Origin of the sequence: Halomicrobium urmianum (assembly GCF_020217425.1) — an archaeon.
Classification (GTDB): Archaea; Halobacteriota; Halobacteria; order Halobacteriales; family Haloarculaceae; genus Halomicrobium; species Halomicrobium urmianum.
The window spans coordinates 1,303,511-1,325,540 of sequence record NZ_CP084090.1; the positions used below are offsets into that span (position 1 = coordinate 1,303,511).

Here is a 22,030-nt window from a genome sequence, read left to right on the forward strand (position 1 = left end):
GTCGGTGATGGGAACGGACGGAGTCGGGAGCGGGCGGCCGGTTCGAGGGCCGCGGGGAGACTGTCTCCGACGAGCACGGCACCGACGACGACAGCGGTATGAGAGAGACTACGCGGATCTGGTCGATCCGCTCGAGCGGGTCCGGAAAGCGACCGCCGGGTCAATCGATGTAGCCCAGCGCGTCCTCGATGCGGCCCAGTTCCGGTCCGGTCGTGTCCCGGCCGACGACGTAACCGCTGTCGTTGGCCAGCAGGCCCGAACCGACGAGCGGCGCGCCGTAGTTGACCGTCCCGATGTCCGCGGGGACGCCCAGTAGCTCCTCGAGGGCGTCGAGTTCGGGGTCGGTGGCCTTGGGGTGACAGAGCACGCCGCGGTCGGTCGCGACGGCGGCGGTCCCTACTGTCTCGACGTCGGCCAGCGTCCCGCGCTCGACGGGGACTTCGAGAGCGTCCTCGACGGCCTGGACGGCCTCCCGCGAGAGGTCGGCGTGGACGTACGCCCCCGCGTCGTTGCAGAGGACGACGTTGCCGGCGGCGTTGATCCGCCCCGGCAGTTCGTAGACCGGCAGGTCCACGGCCGCAGCGATGCGCTCGCGCTCCGTCTCGCGGACGCGACTGGAGACCAGCAGGCCGTTGTCGTTGCCGACCGCTAGCGCGCCGACGGTGCCGGACCCGCCGATGGTCGTGGGGACGACCGGGACCTCCAGTTCCGCCTCGAGGTCCGCGGCGAGGTCGTCCTCGACGTCGGGACGGACCAGCAGGCACTGGTCGGTCGCGCGCGCGAAGACGCCGACGTACGCCGAACCGGAGAAGGCCGCGCGGAGCAAGATTCTACGCCGTCTCTGCCTCGACGATGCTCTCGCCCTCTTCGTCGAAGCGGGCGGCCCGGACGCGGAGCTTCCGCGGCGGGTTCGAGCGGCCCTGCTCCCAGATCGTCTCGTTGATCGAGGGGTCCAGGCGCACGGCGTCCTCGTCGACTGCGAAGTGCTTGGCTAGGTGCTCGCGGACGATGGACATCGCCTTGTCTGCCCGCTCCTGGCTCGGTGCCGCGTTCGCGTCGCGGAGCGGAACCGTGACGACCCGCTCCTCGAAGTCGCTCGCGCTCATTATTCGTCCGTGCTGCTACGCCGCCAGTTGCGACGCTTGGGGTTGCGCTGCGTTTCGCGGTCCGTCTTGAGGATGACCCACGCCGGGACTCGGCTGTTCTGGTTGTCGAGTTTCGCGAGGCGCTGTTTCTTGGCCTTCGACTTCTTACCCATGGTGTAGGTGACTTCCGCGGCGGGGCATAAATGGGTTTCTTTTGGGTACGAGGCCCGCCCTTCGGGCGCGCCTCGGTAATGCGAGCGGGAGCCGAACGGATGCCGCTCGTTATCAACCGCTGGAATCGGGGCCCGAGAGTTATACCGGGAGAGCCGAGAGGGGAGAGAGATGAGGCGGCGGACGCTGCTCCGGTCGCTCGGTGCGGGCGCGGCCGCGTTCGGAGCGGGCTGTCTGGGATTCGGCGGGGAGGTCCTCGTCAGCGTCCAGAAGAGCGTGCGCGTGCCCGCCGGCGGCGGCTGGTCCCGGGAGCTACCGGACGTGTCCGACCAAGGCGGAGCGATTTCCTACGAGGCCACGTCCGAGGACGGGTCGTTCGACGTCTACCTCTTCCGGGAGGCGGAGTTCCGGTATTACGACGAGTACGTGACGGGGCGCGACCCGGAGCGGACGCCGAAGGGCCTGCAGCAGTTCAGCAAAGTCGCCGTGGAAGCCGACGGCGGCGTCTACGAGGCCGCGACCGAGAACGACGGGGCGCGGGAGCCGCTGGACACCGAGGGACCGTACCACTTCGTCGTCGACCACTCGAATTACCGGCTGGGACGACGGATGGACGACCACGCGGAGCGGCTGTCGGCGTTCGTCGACCTCGAACTCGTCGAGCAGCGGATCGGGCTCTAGACGAACGCCAGCGGGACCATCGCGAGGACGCCGGCTGCGACGCCCGCCGTCAGCTCGCGGCGACCGCCACCGGGGAGATCTCGGCCCTGTTCCAGCGCCTCCGGGAGGAACTCCGTAGCGACGAGGTAGACCATCGCGCCGGCCGCGAAGCCGAAGCCCAGCGGGAGGAACTCGCGAGCCAGCGAGACGAACGCATAAGCGATCACGGCGCCGATCGGCTGAGGCAGCGAGGAGAAGACGGCCCACCACACCATCCGCCACTCGCTGACGCCCATCGATCGCAGCGGGATGGAGACGGCCACGCCCTCGGGGACGTTGTGAATCGAGATGGCGACCGTCATGAACGCGGCGAGCACCGGAATCGAGACCCCGAGCGTCTCGACCGTCTCGGCACCCCCCAGACCGAGTTCCGCGAAGGAGACGCCCACCGCGACGCCCTCGGGGAAGCTGTGGACCGTCAGCACGCCCAGGATCAGCAGGAGCTTCCTGAAGTCCGCGCGCTCGTACTGCTCGGGATGGTGATCGATCCCCTCCGCGACCTCGTGTCCGACCGCGACGAGAGCGATGCCGGCGAGCGCGCCCGGCACCAGTAGCCAGGTCGACCCGTAAGCCAGCCCCTCCTGGACCAGCCCGAACAGCGACGCCGCGAGCATGATGCCCGACGCGACCCCCCAGAGTGCGACGTTCCACCGGTCCGAGAACTCATCGACGACGAAGAAGGGCATCGCCCCGAGCCCCGTCGCCAGCGCGGTGACCAGCCCCGCGACGAAGACTATCGAGAGGTACTCGATCGAGGCCATACCGGCGCTTGGCGGCGGCCGCAAGTAAGAGTTATCACTAACCTGATTACTTTCGGTCAGCCTAGATCGGTCGCGGAGCGCGTGCACGGACGGTGGCTGCGGCGTCAGCTGGGCAGAAGTGATACGCGAATTTCATTATCTCCCGGCCGCCGGCGTAGCGCGCAGTCAGTTCTCGCCGTCGAGCGGAATCCGCTCCAGCGCCGTGTACTCGGGTCCCTCGCTCCGCAGCACGCTCTCGGTCAGCCGGATCTCGTCGACCCACAGCGTCCCGACCTCGGGGTGGCGCTCCTCGACGACCTCCTGAACCAGCTCCTTGCCGCCGGCGTGCTCCATCCGGGCGAGGGTGGCGTGCGGCGTGAAGTCGTGGTCCTCCGGATCGAAGCCCATCGCCGTGGTGCGGTCCTCGATGGCCTCGTGGAGGCGGGTCAGCTGCTCGCTCCCGTCCTCGACGCCGAGCCACACCACGCTGATGTAGTCCAGGCTCGGGAACACGCCCAGCCCGGCGAAGCGGGCCTCGAAGGGGTCGACGCCGGCGTCATCGACCGCCGACGCCAGTTCCGTCGCGAGGTCGTCGGCGCGGTCCGGGTCGGTGTCCCCGAGGAACTTCATCGTCACGTGGGCCTGCTCCGGGTCCGTGAAGTTCAGCCCCGACGCGTCGGTCAGCATGTCCTGCACCGCGGCGACCTCCTCGGCGAGGCCGTCGAGGTCGACGCTGACGAACAGTCGCTTGCCCATAGCGGCGGTCCGGGCGCTAGCGTCTTGAGTGTTCGACACCGGCCGGCTTTTTTCCGGACCGCCGGGGAAACATTCATCGACGACCCGGCAGGCGGCGACGAACACGGATCCGAGCGGCCGTGAGCGTGACGTAGCCCTTATTCGGCTGCCCCAACAAGGGGCGTTCATGACTGACCGAGAGCGCGACGACCACGAGTTCTCCTCGGGGCAGGGGTTCGACGACCCCTACGAGGGGTTCGACCTCGAGACGCCCGAACTGTCCGTGGACACGGACAAGGTCGATCCCGTCGACTCGCGGGTCCTCACGGACATGCTCGACGAGGACAGCGTCGCCACCGAGGAGGTCGACGCCGAGCAACTGATCGACGTCGGCGTCTCCTACGTGCACATCAACCGCCACGAGCAGGCCGCGGACACCTTCGAGCGGGCCGCCCGCTTCGCGGAGGACGACCGGCTCGAACAGGAGGCCTGGACTAACAAGGGCGCGGCCCACGCCGAGATGGAGGAGTGGGACGCCGCCGTCGGCGCGTACAGGGAGGCGCTGAACGTCGCCGAGGAGTCCGACCACGCCGCCACGGCCGAGACGAACCTCGCCTACGCCCTCTGGGAGTCCGGCCGCACCGAACAGGCCCTGGAGCACGCCGAGCGGGCCGTCGAGATCGACCCCCGCTTCGCCGAGGGCTGGTACAACCGCGGATTCTTCCTGCTGGAGCGCGGCCTGGCCGAAGACGCCGTCAACGCCTTCGACAACGCCATCCGCCTGGGCTTCCGGAACGCGGACATCCTGGAGGAGAAGGCCCGCGCGCTGGAGGAGATGGGCGAGTACGACCGCGCCGAGGAAGTCGCCGAGGAGGCCGAGGAGCTGCGCGAGGAGGCCGAAGAGCAGCTGCTGGAATGATACTCAACGAGCGCGAGACCGAGGAGGGGCTGCTCGTCTCCGTCTGCGACCCCGACGTGATGGGCGAGACCTTCGAGAGCGGCGCGGTCTCGCTGACCGTCGACGAGGAGTTCTACGGCGGCGAGGAGGCCGACGAGCAGGCGGTCGTCGAGAGCCTCGCGAAGTGCACGACGGCCAACCTCGTCGGCGAGGAGAGCGTCGCCCTGGCCATCGAACACGGATTCGTCGACGAGGAGAACGTCCTCGACCTCGGCGGGACCCGCCACGCGCAACTGCTCTGGATGTGAGCGCCGCTCCCGCGACGTCGACCGCCACTCCGGCGACGGCCACCCGACGTGGGAGCTACTCGATTCGCAGCGAGCTCAGGTTCCAGCCGCCGGTGAGGACCACCAGCCGCAGCGTGTGCAGGCCGGCGGGGAGTTCGACGGTCGTCCCGGCGGTCTCCCAGTCGTACCACCCGCCGGTGGCGTCGAACGTGACGGCCTTCAGCGGCGTCCGGTCGACCACGACGCCGAACGTGCCGCCGCCGTAGTCGGCCTCCGCGGCGACCCGGGCGCTGACCTCGTACTCGCCGGCGCGCTCGACCTCGACGTCGTAGGCGAGCCACTCGTCGCTGGCGAGCCAGCCGACCCCGCCCTCTTCGGCGATGGGGCCGTCTTCGTTCTCGCGGACGTAGCGGTACTCGTGATAGCTCCCGCCGGGGACCCGCCCGGGGACCCCGTGGCGCTCCCGACCGGGGCGCTCGTCGCCGCCGCCCCGCTCGGTCCGGTCGTCCGACGGCTCCGACGGGCCGGTCTCGCTGACGCTCCCCCCGCCCTCCCGACCGGTCGAACCCACCATCGTGGGTTTTTCTCATCAGTAATCGACAATACTTTTTCGGTCTAGTGGGTAATGCTACGGTCGCGGCCGGAGGATATTTCGGCCGTCGCCTCCGACGCCCCGGCATGTACTCGCGGGATCATCTGTTGCTCTCGATCGCCGTCGGCGCCGTGGCGACCCGTCTACTCGACCTCCCAGTGCCCTGGTGGGTAGCGATCGGCATCGCCGCCGTCGTGGGCGTCGGCATCGACGTCGATCACTTCCTCGTGGCGCGGCTGACCACCGGCGAGTGGGCGGCCGTGCGACGGGCGCTGGCGAACCCGCGGGCCGTCTTCGTCGATCAGGATGCCCTCTTCGAGCCCGGCGAAATCTGGCCGATCCAGCGGCTCTGTAGCCACGTGGCGCTGGCGGGACCGCTGGTCGGTGGCACCTGGCTGGTCGACGCCGGCCTGGGAGTCCTGATCGCGGTAGTCCTGTACGCACACCTCCTCTCGGACCTGCTCTGGGACGTCGCTCGGCTCGACGTCTATCGAGAGCGACACGTGGCGTACGCTCGCGAACGGAGAGACTGATCCCCCACCCGGCACCGCCGGACCGCACCAGATCCGCGGTGCCGCCGGGAGCGCAGCAGGTGTTGTGCCCGTGAGGGGGTCGCCGTCGGTCGGGTTTCCCTGATAACTCCCGGCACCCCACCGGGAGATGCCGCTACCCTCGCATAAGCATTGTGCTAGTTTTTCATTATCGATATCGCCAGGATGTTTTGGCGAACCGAAATAATGTTCCCCGTCGAGCCCCTCCCCATACGTAATGGGACAGAGCGAACGGGACGGGCTAGACGTGGAGCGCATCCGCGAGGACTTCCCGATCCTCCAGCGGGAGTTCCGGGGCGAGCAGGTGGCCTACCTCGACAACGCGGCGACGAGCCAGACGCCGGACCAGGTCGTCGACGCCATCGCTCACTACTACCGGCAGACGAACGCGAACGTCCACCGCGGGCTCCATCACCTCAGCCAGGAGGCCTCCATCGCCTACGAGGAGGCCCACGACCGCGTCGCCGAGTTCGTTGGTGCGGAGGGCCGCGAGGAGGTCGTGTTCACCAAGAACACCACGGAGGCGATCAACACCGTCGCCTACGCCTGGGGGCTGGCCGAACTGGGCCCCGGCGACGAGGTCGTCCTGACGGAGATGGACCACCACGCCACGCTTGTCACCTGGCAGCAGATCGCGAGGAAGACCGGCGCGGAGGTGAAGTTCGCCCGCGTCGACGATGACGGCTACCTCGACGTGGACCACCTCCGGGAGCTCGTCACCGACGACACCGAACTGGTGGGCGTCCCCCACGTCTCGAACACGCTCGGGACGATCGCGCCCGTCGAGGAGATCGGCGAGATCGCCCACGGCCACGGGGCGCTGTACTTCGTCGACGGCGCCCAGTCGGTGCCGCACATGCCCGTCGACGTCCAGGCGATGGACGCCGACTTCTTCGCCTTCTCCGGGCACAAGATGTGCGGCCCGACCGGCATCGGCGTCCTCTACGGGAAAGAGCACCTGCTGGCGGAGATGCAGCCGTACCTCTACGGCGGCATGATGATCGAGAAGGTCACCTTCGAGGAGTCGACCTGGCACGAGCTGCCGTGGAAGTTCGAGGCCGGCACGCCGCCCATCGCCCAGGGCATCGCGCTGGCGGAGGCCTGCGACTACCTCGACGACATCGGCATGGAGCGGGTCCAGCGCCACGGCGAGCGCCTGGCCGAGTACGCCCACGACCGCCTCTCGGAGTTCGACGACGTCACCATCCTCGGCCCGCCGGCCGACGACCGGGCCGCGCTGGTCTCCTTTAACCTCGATACCGTCCACGCCCACGACGCCTCCGAGATCCTCAACGACTACGCCGTCGCCGTCCGCGCCGGCGACCACTGCACCCAGCCGCTGCACGACAAGCTCGGCGTTCCCGCCTCCACCCGCGCCTCGTTCTACATCTACAACACGGAGGAAGAGGTCGACAGGCTCGTCGCCGCCCTCGACGAGGCCCGCCAGCTGTTCGCCTGACCGCGAGCGAAGTCCGTTCCTGCGTTTCCGTACCGATTCCGGGCCAGTTGCGGCCGTCTCCGTCGCATTTATGTGATTATGTATCAAACCCCACTGGCCGGAGCAAGTATGTCAGAGCAAAGCACAGAGGACTTCCTGATCCTCCGGTCGCTGGATGACCCGATCACCGAGGAGGAACTACGAGCGGCGGGCGAGGAGTCGGGGGAGGCCCTGAAAGCACTCCGCGATGACGGGGTCGACATCGAGTGGGTCGAGTCGGAGGTACTCACCGACGAGGACGGACGGGTGACGGGGACGTTCTGCCACTACCGCGCCGAGGACGAGGACGCGATCCGGGAACACGCCGACCGGGCCGGCCTCCCCGCCACTCGCATCGACCGCCGCGGCGAGCCGCTGGACGGCGAGTGACGCGGCGAGCGCCAGCCCACCACGAGCCGTCCGTGCCCGGTACGTGAGTGTCTGAGGACTGTCAGTAACGATGTGGCGGTCGACGACGCGCTCAGGACAGGGTGATATCGAGGACCGGAGACAGCAGGTCGGACGGTTCACCTGGATCCTGAAGGCGGGGTTCGGGACGATCCTGGCCGCCTTCCCGCTGACCGCCGCCGGCAGCCTGCCGGCCAACCTTGACGGCGTCGCCAGCCCCGTCGAGGCGGTCCTGCTGCCGCTGATCTTCGTCGGCGTGGGACTGCTGCTGTTCGGACCGGCACGCACCTTCGCATCACGCACCTGAACCTCGTCCGGCAACTGGCGATCGGGACGACTAGTGGTCGAGCAACGGCCAGGCACGTAGAACGGGGAGCCCGTCGGGAGTGCCGTCAGTACTCGCCCGTGGGCGCGACGTCGCCCTGGTCGATCGGATCGTCGAGGTCGCCCATGATGGCCTCCAGCATGTCCGTCACGGTGACCATGCCGACGACCTCGCCGTCCTCGATGACGAGCGCGAGCTCCTGGTTCTCAGCCTGGAACTGGTCGACGGCGTCGCTGACGTCGACGTCGGGCGAGAGGGTCATCGGCGGCGCGGCCAGCGCCGCGAAGTCGACGTCGCCTTCGGTCAGCGCCTCCCGCTGGCCGCCCAGAACCGGCGTGTAAACGATGCCCTCGAACTCGGTCAGCTCCTCGCCGATCAGCGGGTAGCGCGTGTGGGGGTTCTCGGCCATCCGCCGGAAGTTCTCCTCGGGGTCGACCGCCGTCGAGAGTGCGACGATCTCCTCCGACGGGAGCATCACCTCGCGGACGGGCTGTTCGCCGACGGCCAGCGCGTTCAGCACCTCCTCGCGGCGCTCCTCGGAGACGTCGCCCTCCTCGAGGACCGACCCGACCCGGTTCCGGAGATCGGCGCGGGACTCGATGACGTCCTCCTCGGTCTCCAGCCACGCGCCGGTCATCTCGACGCCCATCAGCCGCAGCGTCCACTTGGCGACGGCGTCGCCCAGCGTGATGACCGGCGAGATCAGCCAGTGAAACCAGTACAGCGGCGTCGCACCGTACCGGCACACCGTCCGGGAGCGCTCGACGCCGAGGTACGTCGGCGTCTGCTCGCCGTGGGTCAGGTGGACGAGGTTGATCAGCAGGAAGGCCAGGATGCCGCCGGAGCCGATCGAGGCCAGCACCGTGTTCGCGAACAGCGGCTCGAAAATGGCTGCCAGCGCCGGTTCGGCCACGATACCGACCGCGATGCTGGAGGCCGTGATCCCGACCTGGCAGGTGGTGAGGTATATCTCCAGGTCCTGGGTCATCTCCCAGGCGCGCTCCAGCGCCCCGTCGGCGTCGCCGACGAACTCCGCCTCGGTGTACTGTCTGGCGCGAGTCAGCGCGAACTCGATGGCGACGAAGAAGGCGTTCGCCAGGATGAGCCCCACGCCCGCTGCGATCCGTACCGCCACCTCGAGTGTGTTCATCGTACGGGGGTTGTCGGCGGACCGTCAAATGAGCGGCGGAACCTGTCGCTCGGCTCGGCGCTATAGCAGCAACTGAAACTGTCTACACAGAGTCACTGCGTCCAATTTCTACGTTAGTCGGCCGTGCCCCACTGCCACTGTGCCAGTTCGAACTTCTCCTGAACGCGGTCGAGGGGCTCCTCGAGGGCGGCGCCGCTGGAGTGGGGATGCTCCCGGGCGAGCCGGTGGGCCCGCCGGAGCCAGTCCCGGGCGGCCTCGTAGCGGTCGGCGCTGTCGTCGTGGTCCTCGCCGAGGTCGTCGCCGGCGCGCTCGCACTCCTCGGCGGCCGCGACCAGCGCGTCGATGAGGTTGCCGACGACCCAGGCCAGCTGGAAGCGCAGCGCCTCGGGGTCGGGACCGACCGCACCGGCCCAGTCGGCGGCCAGCGCGGCCCGGTACCGGTCCAGCGCGTCCTCCCAGGCCGCGACGGCCTCGGCCGGGTCGTCGGTGTCGAGCCCGACGTGGCAGGCGTCCTCCGCCTCGTCGAACAGGTCGGCCGCGACCGCCTCCAGGTCGGCCGACAGGTCCTCGATCGTCCCGGCGAGGTCGCTGTCCGCGGAGGCGTCCGCCTCGCTGTCACCGAGCGCCTCGCGCGCGGCGTCGATCCGGTCGGCGGCCTCGACTGCGACCTCGAACGCCGCGTCGTAGTCACCGCTCGCCCTCGCCTTGCGGGCGTCCTCGAGCAGCTCGGCCACGCGGTCGGTCCAGGTGACCACCTGCAGGTTCTCCAGTTCGTCCTCGATGGGCTCGATGGCTGCCTCCATCAGCTCGGTGGGCGCCGCGTCGTCGTGGGTCGCGCAGTGGTGGGCCTTCGAGAGGCGCATCTGAGCGCGCTGGACGTCGCCGGTCGGGTCCTCGCCCGCCCGGATCGTCTCGCGGGCCTCGGCCATGGCCTCGCGAGCGCCGGCCAGCGTCCCCTCGAGGTCGGCCCACGCGGACCCGACGCGAGAGACGTACGACGCCAGCGCCTCGGCCCGGTCGGCGTCGACCGGCGAGAACCGGACTGACTCGTCGGCCGTCCTGACGTGCAGCGTCGAGCTGAGCAGCCCGTCGCGCAGCTCGGCGCCGGTGACCGCCGCCAGCCGGTAGGTGATCTCCGGCGACTCGGGCTCGCCGCCCAGCAGGAAGTGGATACGCCGGTTCGTGGCCACGGCGTAGGCGTGGCTGCCGTCCTCGGGTTCGATAGTCGTCGTGCGATCGTCGGTAGCGTGCTCGATCCCCTCGGCGCTGGCCGCCGCGGCCTGGACGGCCTCACCCTCCGCGAGCAGCGGTGCCAGCCGGTCGGCGTCGACCTCCGCCGCCGTCGACCCGGAACCGAACGCGTTTGCGATGTCGACTCTGTTTAGCATGACCAGCCCCCGGTATCAATTGGCACACTGACTCAATTATAAGCTTCGATGAGGTCGAAACCAAGGCCCACGAGCTGCCCCGGAACCCTTTTGCCCCGCACTCGCCTATTTCGGTCTACGATGGGCATCGGCGGCTCCGACATGTACCGACAGCAGATTCTCGACCACTACAAGAACCCGCGCAACTCCGGGGAGCTGGAGGACCCCACCTTCACGCACATCGGGGAGAACCCCATGTGCGGCGACGAGATCGAGATGGACGTCCGCCTCGACGACGACGAGGAGACCATCGAGCGGGTGGCCTTCCGCGGCGACGGCTGCGCCATCTCGCAGGCCTCCGCCTCCATGCTCTCCAAGAAGCTCCACGGCATGAGCGTCGACGAGCTCGAGGAGCTGGACCGGGACGACGTCGTCGACATGCTCGGCGTCGACATCTCCCCCATGCGGATCAAGTGCGCGGTACTGGCCGAGAAAGTGGCACAGGACGGCGCGGAGATCTACTTCGGCGAGAAGGACCTCGACAAGACATCGACAGAGGACGACGAAGAGACGCCCGACGAAGCGTAGCGGCTGTCTTCTGCGGTGCTGTCTCTGCGGTTCCAAGCATACCGCGAGCGAACGAAGTGAGCGAGCGGTTTCACCGCAAGCGCGCCGGAGGCGCGCTTGCGGGTGTTTTTCGCGCACGTTTTTGCAAGGGGGGTTCCCGCAGCGAGCGCAGCGAGCGAGGAACCCCCCGCAGTAAAAAGGTGATAGGCCAGGAACACGTGCCGCGGCTGGTCGGCCAGCACCTCGCAGCCCCGACACCACCTTTTTTCCCGTCGGGTGCGCTCCTGGCGTCGCGCACCACTCGGGCAAAAACGTGGGCGAAAAAGCGGACACTCGCTTCGCTCGTGTCCGGACTCTATGCCAGGAACACGTGCCGCGGCTGGTCGGCCAGCACCTCGCGGCCCCACTCGACGGTCTCGCGGAACTCGTCGCTGCGGAAGAACGCCATGGCGTCCTCCTTCGAGTCCCACTGGCTGGCGATGAACATGTCGGTCTCGTCCTCGCGGTTGGCCAGCAGCGTGGTCTCGCGGTGGCCGTCCATCTCGGTGAGCATGCCGCCGACCTCGCGGAAGGTGTCGACGAACTCCTCGCGGTAGTCGGGCTCGACGGCGTAGAACATGCCCATAGTGCCGAAGCCGTCACCGGCGTCGGGGCGGCCGACGACCTCGGGGAGGTCGGTCAGGAACCCGGCGGCGGTGTCCGCGGCGTCCTGCGTCTCCCAGAGGCTGACCACGGCGGTCCGGTCGCCGTCGACGGCCCCGTAGACGGCAGTCTTGACGTGGGTGTCGTAGTGGTCGAAGTTCCCCCGGAGGTCGGTCACCTCCTCGAACAGGTCGTCCGGGTCGGCCTCGGAGTACAGCGCCAGCGCGTACACGTCCTCGCCGTGGGGCTGGCCGGCGTAGACGTCCTCCTCGGCGAGCTGCTCGCGGATAGCGTCGGCGTCGCGGTCGCCGGTCCCGGCGGCGTCACTGCCGTCTGGCGCGGCCGCGTCCCCGCCCGCGTCGTCCGCGGCCAGCGGCCCGCCGTAGCGCTCGTCGACACCGGGCAGGTCGCCGAGGAAGCCCGCGGCCGTCTCGGCGGCCTCCTTCGCGGTCCAGACGCTGACGGCAGCGGCCCGGCCGTCGCTGGCGCGGACGCCGGTCAGCACGTGGCGGTCGTAGTGGTCGAAGTTCTCGCGCAGGCCAGAGATCTCGTCGGCCAGCTCCTCGGCGTCGGCGTCGGAGTAGAAGACCAGCCCGTAGTCGCCGGGGTCGTAGTCGGCGCCGGGGCGGACGCCCAGCGTCGCGAGGCGCTCGGTGGCGTCGTCGACGTCCCGGAAGTCGCCGCCGCCGACCGGCGGACGGCCGCCGGAGGACGCCGAATCGTCGCCGTCGTCGTCCGCTTCGTCGCTGCCCTCGTCGGCGGCTCCGCCGTCGTCGCCGGCGGCCTCGCCGCCGTGGGGGTGGTCGCCCTCGGCGGCGGAGCCGGGGTGGGCGCCGCCCGCGTGGCCGGCGTCGGCGGCGTGGCCGTCCGCGGCGGTCGCGCCGGCGGTGGACGCCGCGGCCGGGGACGACCGCTCCTCGCCCTCACCGGTGGGCACGCGATCACCGGCCAGCACGGCCGGCAGGTCCTCGGGCGGGAAGCGCCGGCCCACGTAGAAGGGGCCGAACTCGGCGTACTTCGAGGAGGAGGGGTCGAACCGCATCCGCGTCAGCAGATCCTTGATGTCGGTCACGTCGTCGGCCCACAGCGTGATGCCCCACTCCCAGTCGTCCAGCCCGGTCGAGCCGGCGATCATCTGCTTGACCTTGCCGCCGTACTCGCGGCCGATCTCGCCGTGGCGCTTGATGTGCTCGGCCCGCTCCTCGAAGGGCAGGTCGTACCAGTTCTGGTCGGGCTGGCGGCGCTTGTCCATCGGGTAGAAGCAGACGAACTCCTCGTCCGGCACGTCCGGGTGGAGCCGGGCCTGGATGTACTGGGCCAGCCCGGAGTCCTCGTCGAGGTCGCCCTCGAAGTACTCCCGGGACTTCTCGGTGTAGCCCGACGCCTCCGTGACGGAGACGTAGGACTCCGTCCGTTCCGTGAAGCGGGCGAACTCGGTCCGCTCGAAGCGCCGCTCGGCGGCGTCCAGGTCGGCCATCGTCGGCCGGAGGTGCAGGACCATGAGGTCGGCGTCGGCCCCGAGGACGGTGTAGACGGCCGACTGGCCCTCGTCCGCGTCCTCGACGGCCTCGTGGGACCGCAGGTACTCGACGCCCTCTGCGAGGGCGCGTTCGCGCTCGCGGTCCGGGGCCGCCCGCCAGGCGTCCCAGTCGACGGACCGCAGGTCGTGGAGGACGTACCAGCCTTCCTCCGTCTGCGGCGGCTCTCGTTGCATGCGTTACCCTTGCGGACGCCGCGTTAGGAAAGTTGCCTTTCCGGGCTATAGTAGCAATCGAGCGCAGTGACACACTCGAGGGGTACCCGGGGTGCCCCTCGATGTGTGAATAGTTTCAATTTCTACTATCCGCGCTACAGCGGCCGGATCACGGAGACCGCGTAGCGATCGACGGGGTGCCCCTCAGACGCCCCAGGGGAAGGTGTCGGGCGCCTCCGTCCGGTAGGGCTCCATGTGCATCGGGTGCAGCGCCGAGGACTCCTGGACGTGGAGGTAGGCGTCGTAGCGCTCCGGCAGGTCCGTCGGGACGTAGTTGCCCAGCTCGCGCTTGGGGTGGTACACGACGCCGATGGCGCGGTGGCCGCGCTCGCGGGCCAGCGGTTCGGGGTCGTCGACGTCGTCGAACAGCAGGTAGGAGTCGCCGACGCCGGCGCGGTCGAAGACGTCCTCGTAGCTGGTGTCCTGCGCGCGCGGGACCGTCATCTCCTCCATCGGCGCGTCCCAGGCGTCGCCGGCGACGACGGAGCCGTGGTGGGTGCCGAAGCCCACGAGGAGGACGTCGTCCGCCCCGTGGCGCTCGCGGGCCAGCTGGCCGACGTTGAGCCGCCCGCGATCGACCATGTCCGTCGCCCGCGCGTCGCCGACGTGGGTGTTGTGCGCCCAGACGACGGCCGTGCCGTCGATCTCGGGCCGGTCCAGCAGGCGGTCGACCGTCTCCATCATGTGCTCGTCGCGGACGTTCCAGGACTCCTCGTCGGCCGAGACCATCGCACGGTAGTACGCCTCGGCGTTCTTCGCGACCAGCGCGTTCTGCTCGGCGTCGAACTCCGCCTCGGGGCCGTCGGCGTCGTAGCTCCGGGCCCGCTCCCGGACGTCCGTCAGCACGTCGAGCACCTCGGCCTCGCAGTTCTCGGGGACCAGTCGCGTCTCCCGGGCGTACTCGCGGGCGTCCTCGCCGTAGGGCTCGAAGCAGTGGTAGGCGTCCCGGGCGCGCTCGGCGCCCTCGAGGTCGACGCCCTCGAGGTAGTCGACGACGGCGTCCATCGACTCGAACAGGTTGTAGACGTCGATCCCGTAGAATCCGGTCTGGTCGCCGAGGTCCCGGCCATCGTTGTGCTCGCGGAGCCACTCGACGAACTCGGCGACCTCCCAGTTGGCCCACATCCAGGTCGGCCAGCGGTCGAACTCGTGTAGGACCTCCCGCGTCTCGTCGGGCGCGTCGTCGTACCCCCGGACGTGGCGGTTGACGGCGAAGCAGTCGGTCCAGTCGCCCTCGACGCCGACGAACGCGACGTCGGTCTCGCGGATCAGCCGCGCGGTCAGCCGCGCCCGCCAGCGGTAGAACTCGCTCGTGCCGTGAGAGGCCTCGCCGATCAGGACGTACGACCGGTCCGCCGCGGCCTCGACGATCGGGTCGAGGTCGGCCGGCTCCGCCAGGCCCCGTGCGTTCCGCCGGACCGCGTCGACGGCCTCGTCCAGCCCCTCCTCGCGTCGGTTGCCGCGCTGGAGCGAACTCATCGGTCGACGGTAGCCCGCTGCCCGACAAGAGGGCGCGGCAAGCTATGGCAAGTCGGGAGGCGGGTGGGCGGGAGGGGCGAATCAGTCCGCGTCGCTCCGGTCGAGGGCGACCCTCCGGGTCTCGTAGTTCTCGAGGAAGGCGGCGTTCCCGCCGACGCTGACGACCTCGTCGCCGCGGTCGACGAGCAGCGAGTGCTCGACGGGGAAGTCGTTGGTCGCCGGTTCGACGAGGCCCTGCCTGGTGTCGACGACCGTTCCCGAGAGCGTGTCCCACTCGTCGCCGTCGACCGGCCGGGCCGTGGCCTCGACGGCGAGGGACTCGCCCTCGCGCAGGCGCAGCGTGGCGTCGAGGACGGCGTGACGGAAGTTGTCGTAGACGGCCGGCAGCGGTCGGGGATCGGCGACGTACGTCTCGGCCCCCATCGGCCAGTAGTTCCCCATGAACGAGCCGACCAGCACCGGCACGATCTGCTCCTGGCCGAAGGCGATGGCCTCCTGGTCGGACTTCGTCCGGGTGACCATCTCGACCGGCGCGACCACGCCGTAAGTGGCGTCGACGGTCAGCAGCAGGGGCGTCGGGTACTCCCAGGCCCGCGCGACCGTCGCGATGCCGTCGACGTCAGGCGACTCGTCGGTCGGCGCGTCGACCACGAGCACTCGGGAGACGACCCCGCGGTCGACGGCGGCCCGGAGGTCGGGAGCCAGCTCCTCCAGGTGGGCGTGGGGGATCGAGAGCGTGATCTCCGTCTCCGCGCGGGCGACGAACGCCGAGATGCGATCGAGCATCGTCGGCCGCGACTTGACGACGTCGAACTCCCTGACGTCGGGGTCGACCCGGGCGAACCGGTCGTCCAGCGCCGACTCGATGGCCGAGAGGTCCCCGGTCAGCGCGTCGATGGCCTCTTCGGGCGGGCGGGCGCGGATCTCCGTCGGGACCGCGTGGTCGGCGACGTCGACAAAGCCGCGCTCCTCCAGGCGCTCGCTGATGCTGTAGACGTACCGCTTCGATACCCCCGTCGCGTCGGCGACCTCCGCCGCCGTCCCCGACCCCCGCTCGAGGATCGACAGGTAGGTCTCCACCGCCTTCTCGGAGAACCCCAGTCGTTCGAGTCGCTCTACGAGCGTCGCGTCGTCCATCATCTTGTACCGATCGGTCGTTAGCAATTAATGGTACGTCTCGGATCGGCCCGCGGTCGCGATGCCGCCGGGCCCGGTTCGAACCGCGGCGGGGACACCGGGGAAACGGCGCGGCGGTCGACGCCGGCCGCGAGACCTCGGGGCCGTCGTGGCAGACAGCTCCGGTCGTGCGCCTACTCGCCGGCGTAGCTCAGGTCGCCCTGCTTGGTGAGCCAGTAGGGCGCCCAGTGGACCTGGTAGGCTTCGGAGCCCTGCTCGGGGACGTCCCACTCGTCGTTCGTCAGGAACGTCTGATCCTGCTTCTCCATCACGGTGATGATCGGCAGGTCGACGTTGGTCACCCAGGCGAGTTCCGTGATGATCTCCTGGGTGAGCTCGTCGTCGGTGGTCTGGGAGAGCTCCTCCAGGCGGTCGCTGGGGTTGACGGTCATCTCGTTGCCGTCCATGTCCGGCACGGTCACGTCACCCTCGGACCCGCCCTGTGCCTCTACCAGCGACGGGTAGTTGAACGGCACCGTGTTGTGCTGGAGCAGCTGCTGCTGCAGCGAGAAGTAGGGGAACGCCGCCTGGGCGCCGCCGGGGATCCAGGCGCCGGCCGTCAGCACGAAGTCGCCGTTGGGCCAGGCCGTGCTGGCCAGCGAGTCGAAGCTCCGCGCGTCGACCGTGGCGTCGAAGCCGAACGAGGCGAGCTGGTCGACGATGGTCTCCGTCGCCGTCACCCAGTCGCTCCAGCCCTGTGGGGCGCTGACGGGGAGCTTGACCGCGTTGCCGTCCGGATCCTGCCAGGTACCGTTGTTCTTCGAGTAGCCGGCCTCCTCGAGGACGGCCGTCGCCTCGTCGGTCATCGACTCGTCGACGCCGTACGCGTTGAAGTCGCTCATGGCGTCGCCGAGCCACCGCTCCTGGTCGGCGGAGGGAATGGCCACCGGCAGCGGCGGAACCGTCTTCAGCGTGTTCCCGACGTTGTTTACGACCTGTTCGCGGTTGATCACGTACTGGATAGCCTGTCGCACCGCGCGGTCGCCGGCGTGCTCGTGGTCGTGGTTGGGGACGAGCCCGTACCCCCACTTCCCGGGGATGGTCTCCATCTGGACGCTGTCGGGCATCTGATCGACCACCTCGGGGGAGGCGAACAGCGTGTGCACGGAGTCGATCTCCATGTTGATCAGCGCCTGGTGGGTCTGCTGGTTGCCATCGATGTACCGGAACGCGAACTCGCTGAAGTTGATGTTCCCCGAGTCGGGGTGGTCGTCGCGGCGGGTAGTGAGCAGCTGCTGCTGGCCGGCCCGCTCCAGCGAGAACGGTCCCGAGGCGACGACGTCCTGGTAGGCGAACTCCTGAAGCTGTCGAGCGGCCTCGTCGTTGCCCTCGTTCTCCATGACCTCCAGGTACTCGCCGAAGATGTCGGCCTTCTGCTGGACCCAGTTGTCCGTCAGCGCGTCGTACTCGACGATGGTCGGGTTGACGTCGCCGTCGATGTTGAGCACGACCGTCTTGTCGTCCGGCGTGTCGATGCTCGACACGTAGTTCCACAGCGAGCCGCCGGTCAGCTGGTTGAGCCGGAGCTGGACCGCGAGGTCCTCGCTCGTGACGTCGTCGCCGTTGTCCCAGGTCAGGTCCTCCCGGATCGCCATCTCGAAGGTGTCGCCGGTGAACTCCCAGTCCTGGATGGCGTGGGGCGTCATCTCCCCTTTCGCGTAGTTGAACTTCACGAACTCGTCGAAGAGGACGTTGAACGCGACCGCGGAGTAGCTGTTGGGGTTCTGCTCGTTGAACTGGACGTTCGCCGGGACCAGATTCGCCCAGCCGAGGTGCGTGACGTCGTGGACCTGCTGGCTCCCGCCGTCGCCGCCGTCTCCGTCCGATCCGTTACCGCCGTCCGACCCGTCGGACCCGTCACCGCCGTCGGACCCGTCACCGTCGTCGCCGCCACCGCCGTCTCCGCCACAGCCGGCGAGGGCGGCCACACCCGACGCGCCCGCGAGTCGCACGAACTGGCGGCGGTTGAGGAGGTCTCGGTATCGGTCATATGTCATGGTCTACCACGGTTCGAGGATTGAGGAGATAGATAATAAAAATTTGGTCCATATTTGCGTCGTCACCCGCGACCTGTGAGAGCAGATCGCTCACGTCCGATTCAGTTGTACGCCGTTTACCGGGTGCGAGAGCCCTGTTCCGAGATGCGATCCGTTTCGTGACCAGTCGGCTGAGACACTGCTGTTCGAATCGCGAAAATCGAGTTCAACACAGACAGAACCTTCTATAGCCGGGACGGCGAACGATCAGGCATGACAGACCGCGCGTGGTGGAAGGAGGCCGTCGTCTATCAGGTCTACCCGCGGAGCTTCAACGACACGGACGGCGACGGGGTCGGGGACCTCCCCGGCGTCGTCGAGAAGGTCGACTACCTCGACGAGCTGGGCGTCGACGTCGTCTGGCTCAACCCGGTCTACGAGTCGCCGATGGCCGACAACGGCTACGACATCGCCGACTACCGGTCGATCCACCCCGAGTTCGGGGACATGAACGTCTGGGAGCGGCTACTGGACGAACTGCACGACCGTGACATGCGGCTCATCATGGACCTCGTGGTCAACCACACCTCCGACGAGCACGAGTGGTTCCGGCGCTCGCGGGAGGGCGAGGACCCCTACGACGACTACTACTACTGGGCGGACGGCACGCCGCCGGGCGAGGGCGACGCGGGCGACAGTGCTGACGCAGACGGGGCCGCCGGCCAGCCCCCGAATAACTGGGAGTCGTTCTTCGAGGCCTCCGCCTGGACCTACGACGAGGAGCGCGGCCAGTACTACCTCCACCTGTTCGACCGGAAGCAACCGGACCTCGACTGGCGCAACCCCGAGGTCCGCGAGGCAGTCTACGACATGATGACCTGGTGGCTGGAGAAGGGCATCGACGGCTTCCGGATGGACGTGATCAACCTCATCTCAAAGACCGAGGGGCTGCCCGACGGCGACCCCGACGCCGGGATGACCGGCGCCGAGCACTTCGTCAGCGGTCCCCGCTTCCAGGAGTACCTCGACGAGATGGTCGACCGCACCGTCGGGAACTACGACGTGATGACCGTCGGCGAGATGGTCGGCGTCGACGCCGCGGAGGCCCGCGAGTACGTCGGCGAGAGCGGCCTCTCGATGCTGATCCACTTCGAGCACATGACCGTCGACACCGGCGACGGCGGCAAGTGGGACGTCACCGACCTCGACCTGCTCGAACTCAAGGACGTCGTCACCGACTGGCAGGAGCAACTGGCCGACGAGGGCTGGAACTGCCTGTACCTCAGCAACCACGACCAGCCGCGCGCCGTCTCGCGGTTCGGCGACGACGGGGAGTACCGCCGCGAGTCCGCGAAGATGCTCGCCACGTTCCTGTTCACCCTGCAGGGCACGCCCTTCGTCTTCCAGGGGCAGGAGATCGGGATGACCAACGCGACGTTCGAGTCGCGCGAAGACGTCCGCGACGTCGAGGCGGCGAACTTCGTCGACCGGGCGCTGGCCTCCGGCGAGTACGATAGCTACGACGAGGTCCGCCCGCTGATCGAGTCCCGGAGCCGCGACAATGCCCGGACGCCCATGCAGTGGACCGACGGCGAGAACGCCGGCTTCACCGAAGGCGACCCCTGGATCCACGTCAACGAGAACCGCGACGAGGTCAACGTCGCGGCGGCCCGCGCCGATCCGGACTCCGTCTGGCACTACTACCGGAAGCTGATCGACCTCCGCGAGGAGCGGGACGTGTTCGTCTACGGCGACTACGAACTGCTGTTGCCCGACCACCCCGACGTGTTCGCCTACCGGCGGACCCTCGAAGACGATGCCCTGCTCGTCGCCTGCAACTTCTCCGGCGAGGAACAGGCCGTCTCGCTGCCCGCCCCCGACGGCCGCGTCGGCCGGGTGATCGGCAACTACCCCGAGGCGGACGAGTCGCCCGGCGACGCCACCCTCCGGCCGTACGAGGCGCGCGTCTGGGAGCGCTGATCCGGCGTCCCCGGGCCGCTCACTCGCGCCGGAACTCGTCGGCGTAGTCGCGCACGTAGTCCCGGATCGTCCGGGGCGGCCGGTTGAGGAGGCGCTCGACGTCGCCTGTCACGCGGTCTGCCAGCCCCAGTCGTGCCGTCGTGTAGACGCCGACCATCAGCAGGGCGAACCCGAGCGGCCGGCCGCTGGCGTATTCCCGTCGGATGAAGGCGGGTATCGAGGGGTCGCCGTAGGTGATCCGACGCCCGAGCGCGTCCGAGAAGGCGGCCGCCACCTCGTCGTAGGTCAGCGCCTCGGGACCGGTCAGGTCGTACGCGACGTTCCGGTGGCCCCGCTCCGTCAGGACGGCCGCACCGACGGCGCCGACGTCGCGGGCGTCGACGAAGCTGGTCGCCCCGTCGCCGGCCGGCACGGATATCTCGTCGCGCTCGACGACGTCCCGGGCGTGGACCTCGTGCAGGTTCTGCGCGAAGAAGGAGGCCCGCAGGAACGCGTGATCGACCGCCGCGTCCGCGAGGTGGCGCTCGATCCGGTGGTGGGGGATCAGGGGATTCCGCTCCGCGCCCAGCGTCGAGAGGTAGGCGACCCGCCCGACGCCGACGCGGGCGGCGGCGTCCGCGAAGTCCGTCAGGCGGCCCCGGGCCACGCCCGGCGGACGGACGAGGAAGAGTCCGTCGACGCCCTCCAGCGCGGAGCCCCACGTCTCAGGCCGCTCGAAGTCGAATGCGACGGGTCGGGCGCCTCCCGAGAGCGCGTCGCCGGCGCCGTCGGGGTCGCGGGTCCCGGCCAGCGCCGTCGCCCCGCGGTCGACCAGTTCCGTGACGACGTGCCGGCCGACGGTGCCCGTCGCGGCCGTGACGAGGACCGTCTCGGCCATCGGTCACCGCCCTCCCGTCCGTAGCGGTCGGACGGGCCGCCCGGGGCAGTCGCTCCGCACTGTCGCGCCGAACTCCGTGGTACCCATGTCACCCCGTAGGGCGCGAGCCGTGAAATGCGTGAAGCTTCGCGGGGCCGAAGCATCGAGCCGCTCTCCGGGGGTCGCCGACCGCGACGCCCGAGTCCCGCCCGGCAGCTATAGCCCCGCCCGCTCGAAGGCCTCGTCCAGAGACTCTTTCGTCCGCCGCGCCGCCGCCTCGTCGTCCATCGCCTCGACCTCGTCGCTGAACGGTTCGACCGTCACCGCGCCCTCGTAGCCGATCCGGTCGAGGTGCCCCAGGAACGCCTCGACGTCGATCACGCCGGTCTCGGCGGGGAGGCGCCGCTCCGTGTCGATCTGCTCCTCCCGGGGGATCCCCTCGGGCGCGTCGTTGAGGTGGACGTCGACGACGTCGTCCCGGTCCAGCGACTCGAGCGCGTCGATCGATCCGCCGGCGGCGTACCAGTGCCAGCTGTCGAGCTGGAGTCCCACGGTGTCGGGGTCGACGGCGTCGCACAGCTCCAGCATCCCCTCGGCGGTGTGGACGAAGTCGTGCTCGTGGCCCTCGCGCAGGGTCTCCGGCCCGAGGAACTCCAGGCCGAGTTCGAGGCCGTGGTCAGCCAGGATCCCGGCCGGTCGCTCCAGGCGCTCCCGGTGGAACCGGAAGTTGTCCTCGAAGTCGCGCTCGTCGCTGAACGACCAGATGAACTGGGTCGCGCAGTCGCAGCCGATCGCCGCGAGGTCGGACGCGACGGTCTCCAGCGCGTCGACGTCGTCCTCGTACTCGTCCTCGTCGGCCGTGACCGCGACCGGGAGCCCGGCGCTGCCCGTCCGCAGGCCGTGTTCGTCGAGCACCGCGCGGTACTCGTCGGGCCCGTGCTCGGTGAGGTAGTCGAGGTCGACCTGAATCGCGTCGAAGCCCGCGTCAGCGGCGAGTTCGGCCGCCTCGGGGAACGGGCGGTCGATGCCGATGTCGCCGGGACCGAGTGAGGTGTACATCGATCCACACCACGGCGTGGTGCCTGTTGCATCTTG

The 22,030-nt window shown here is 69.3% G+C and carries 23 protein-coding genes; 9 read left to right on the forward strand and 14 right to left on the reverse strand.

From position 1 onward, the window contains the following. Positions 1-160 precede the first annotated feature (160 nt). The 3 genes from LCY71_RS06250 to LCY71_RS06260 are packed head-to-tail and all read right to left on the reverse strand — an operon-like array spanning position 161 to position 1,258. Entirely contained in the window at positions 161-826 is a 666-nt protein-coding gene (locus LCY71_RS06250; protein WP_225335501.1) for a translation initiation factor IF-6, read from the reverse strand. Positions 827-830: 4 nt separating this feature from the next. Further along, a complete protein-coding gene (locus LCY71_RS06255) occupies positions 831-1,106 on the reverse strand; it encodes a 50S ribosomal protein L31e (protein ID WP_225335502.1) in 276 nt (91 codons plus the stop codon). After that, entirely contained in the window at positions 1,106-1,258 is a 153-nt protein-coding gene (locus tag LCY71_RS06260) for a 50S ribosomal protein L39e (RefSeq protein ID WP_225335503.1), read from the reverse strand. The genes LCY71_RS06255 and LCY71_RS06260 overlap by 1 nt, the downstream gene beginning before the upstream one ends. A gap of 169 nt (positions 1,259-1,427) precedes the next feature. Between LCY71_RS06260 and LCY71_RS06265 the strand changes: the two genes are divergently transcribed. Next, complete coding sequence (locus LCY71_RS06265) at positions 1,428-1,937, forward strand: hypothetical protein (RefSeq protein ID WP_225335504.1); 510 nt, start codon at positions 1,428-1,430, stop codon at positions 1,935-1,937. Here the strand turns inward: LCY71_RS06265 and LCY71_RS06270 are convergent. Further along, complete coding sequence (locus LCY71_RS06270) at positions 1,934-2,737, reverse strand: ZIP family metal transporter (protein ID WP_225335505.1); 804 nt, start codon at positions 2,735-2,737, stop codon at positions 1,934-1,936. The genes LCY71_RS06265 and LCY71_RS06270 overlap by 4 nt on opposite strands. A 165-nt stretch (positions 2,738-2,902) precedes the next feature. Further along, a complete protein-coding gene (thpR, locus tag LCY71_RS06275) occupies positions 2,903-3,472 on the reverse strand; it encodes an RNA 2',3'-cyclic phosphodiesterase (RefSeq protein ID WP_225335506.1) in 570 nt (189 codons plus the stop codon). A gap of 166 nt (positions 3,473-3,638) precedes the next feature. On the opposite strand from thpR, the gene LCY71_RS06280 reads away from it, so the two are divergent. Then, positions 3,639-4,370, forward strand: a complete 732-nt coding sequence (locus LCY71_RS06280) for a tetratricopeptide repeat protein (protein WP_225335507.1) — start codon at positions 3,639-3,641, stop codon at positions 4,368-4,370. Then, positions 4,367-4,657, forward strand: a complete 291-nt coding sequence (locus LCY71_RS06285) for a DUF424 domain-containing protein (RefSeq protein ID WP_225335508.1) — start codon at positions 4,367-4,369, stop codon at positions 4,655-4,657. Before LCY71_RS06280 ends, LCY71_RS06285 begins: the two co-directional genes overlap by 4 nt. A 55-nt stretch (positions 4,658-4,712) precedes the next feature. Here LCY71_RS06285 and LCY71_RS06290 read toward each other — a convergent pair whose 3' ends face one another. Further along, positions 4,713-5,210, reverse strand: coding sequence for a carbohydrate-binding protein (locus LCY71_RS06290; protein WP_225335509.1), 498 nt, complete (start codon positions 5,208-5,210; stop codon positions 4,713-4,715). A gap of 104 nt (positions 5,211-5,314) precedes the next feature. Here LCY71_RS06290 and LCY71_RS06295 point away from each other — a divergent pair, with 104 nt between their 5' ends. From LCY71_RS06295 to LCY71_RS06310, 4 genes are all read left to right on the forward strand, one after another. Then, a complete protein-coding gene (locus LCY71_RS06295) occupies positions 5,315-5,761 on the forward strand; it encodes a hypothetical protein (RefSeq protein WP_225335510.1) in 447 nt (148 codons plus the stop codon). A gap of 235 nt (positions 5,762-5,996) precedes the next feature. Then, entirely contained in the window at positions 5,997-7,238 is a 1,242-nt protein-coding gene (locus tag LCY71_RS06300; RefSeq protein ID WP_225335511.1) for an aminotransferase class V-fold PLP-dependent enzyme, read from the forward strand. Positions 7,239-7,346: 108 nt separating this feature from the next. After that, positions 7,347-7,646 (forward strand): DUF4242 domain-containing protein, encoded by a 300-nt coding sequence (locus LCY71_RS06305; RefSeq protein ID WP_225335512.1) that lies wholly within the window; start codon positions 7,347-7,349, stop codon positions 7,644-7,646. Positions 7,647-7,716: 70 nt separating this feature from the next. Then, complete coding sequence (locus LCY71_RS06310) at positions 7,717-7,971, forward strand: hypothetical protein (RefSeq protein ID WP_225335513.1); 255 nt, start codon at positions 7,717-7,719, stop codon at positions 7,969-7,971. Between the two features lie 85 nt (positions 7,972-8,056). Here the strand turns inward: LCY71_RS06310 and LCY71_RS06315 are convergent, their stop codons facing one another. Both LCY71_RS06315 and LCY71_RS06320 read right to left on the reverse strand, forming a co-directional pair. Further along, the gene (locus LCY71_RS06315; RefSeq protein ID WP_225335514.1) at positions 8,057-9,139 is read right to left on the reverse strand and encodes a CNNM domain-containing protein; all 1,083 of its coding nucleotides are present in this window, start codon (positions 9,137-9,139) and stop codon (positions 8,057-8,059) included. 113 nt (positions 9,140-9,252) lie between these two features. After that, positions 9,253-10,527 (reverse strand): hypothetical protein, encoded by a 1,275-nt coding sequence (locus tag LCY71_RS06320; protein ID WP_225335515.1) that lies wholly within the window; start codon positions 10,525-10,527, stop codon positions 9,253-9,255. Between the two features lie 120 nt (positions 10,528-10,647). Here LCY71_RS06320 and sufU point away from each other — a divergent pair, with 120 nt between their 5' ends. Next, positions 10,648-11,094, forward strand: coding sequence for a Fe-S cluster assembly sulfur transfer protein SufU (gene sufU / locus LCY71_RS06325; protein WP_225335516.1), 447 nt, complete (start codon positions 10,648-10,650; stop codon positions 11,092-11,094). A 334-nt stretch (positions 11,095-11,428) separates the two neighbouring features. Here sufU and LCY71_RS06330 read toward each other — a convergent pair whose 3' ends face one another. The 4 genes from LCY71_RS06330 to LCY71_RS06345 all read right to left on the reverse strand — a co-directional run bounded on the left by LCY71_RS06330 (position 11,429) and on the right by LCY71_RS06345 (position 18,120). Beyond that, complete coding sequence (locus LCY71_RS06330; RefSeq protein ID WP_225335517.1) at positions 11,429-13,429, reverse strand: heme-binding protein; 2,001 nt, start codon at positions 13,427-13,429, stop codon at positions 11,429-11,431. Positions 13,430-13,612: 183 nt separating this feature from the next. Continuing rightward, positions 13,613-14,947, reverse strand: a complete 1,335-nt coding sequence (locus tag LCY71_RS06335; RefSeq protein WP_225335518.1) for an erythromycin esterase family protein — start codon at positions 14,945-14,947, stop codon at positions 13,613-13,615. Between the two features lie 81 nt (positions 14,948-15,028). Continuing rightward, entirely contained in the window at positions 15,029-16,084 is a 1,056-nt protein-coding gene (locus tag LCY71_RS06340) for a TrmB family transcriptional regulator sugar-binding domain-containing protein (protein ID WP_225335885.1), read from the reverse strand. A 173-nt stretch (positions 16,085-16,257) separates the two neighbouring features. Further along, complete coding sequence (locus LCY71_RS06345; RefSeq protein ID WP_225335519.1) at positions 16,258-18,120, reverse strand: ABC transporter substrate-binding protein; 1,863 nt, start codon at positions 18,118-18,120, stop codon at positions 16,258-16,260. A 252-nt stretch (positions 18,121-18,372) separates the two neighbouring features. Between LCY71_RS06345 and LCY71_RS06350 the strand changes: the two genes are divergently transcribed. Beyond that, on the forward strand, positions 18,373-20,079 hold the full coding sequence (locus tag LCY71_RS06350) for a glycoside hydrolase family 13 protein (RefSeq protein WP_225335520.1): 1,707 nt from the start codon (positions 18,373-18,375) through the stop codon (positions 20,077-20,079). Positions 20,080-20,098: 19 nt separating this feature from the next. On the opposite strand, the gene LCY71_RS06355 is transcribed toward LCY71_RS06350, so the two are convergent. Together LCY71_RS06355 and LCY71_RS06360 are read right to left on the reverse strand one after the other, a co-directional pair. Continuing rightward, on the reverse strand, positions 20,099-20,956 hold the full coding sequence (locus LCY71_RS06355; RefSeq protein ID WP_225335521.1) for an SDR family oxidoreductase: 858 nt from the start codon (positions 20,954-20,956) through the stop codon (positions 20,099-20,101). 195 nt (positions 20,957-21,151) lie between these two features. Continuing rightward, positions 21,152-21,994: a sugar phosphate isomerase/epimerase family protein gene (locus LCY71_RS06360; protein ID WP_225335522.1), complete on the reverse strand. Its 843-nt coding sequence runs from the start codon at positions 21,992-21,994 to the stop codon at positions 21,152-21,154. Positions 21,995-22,030: the final 36 nt, after the last annotated feature.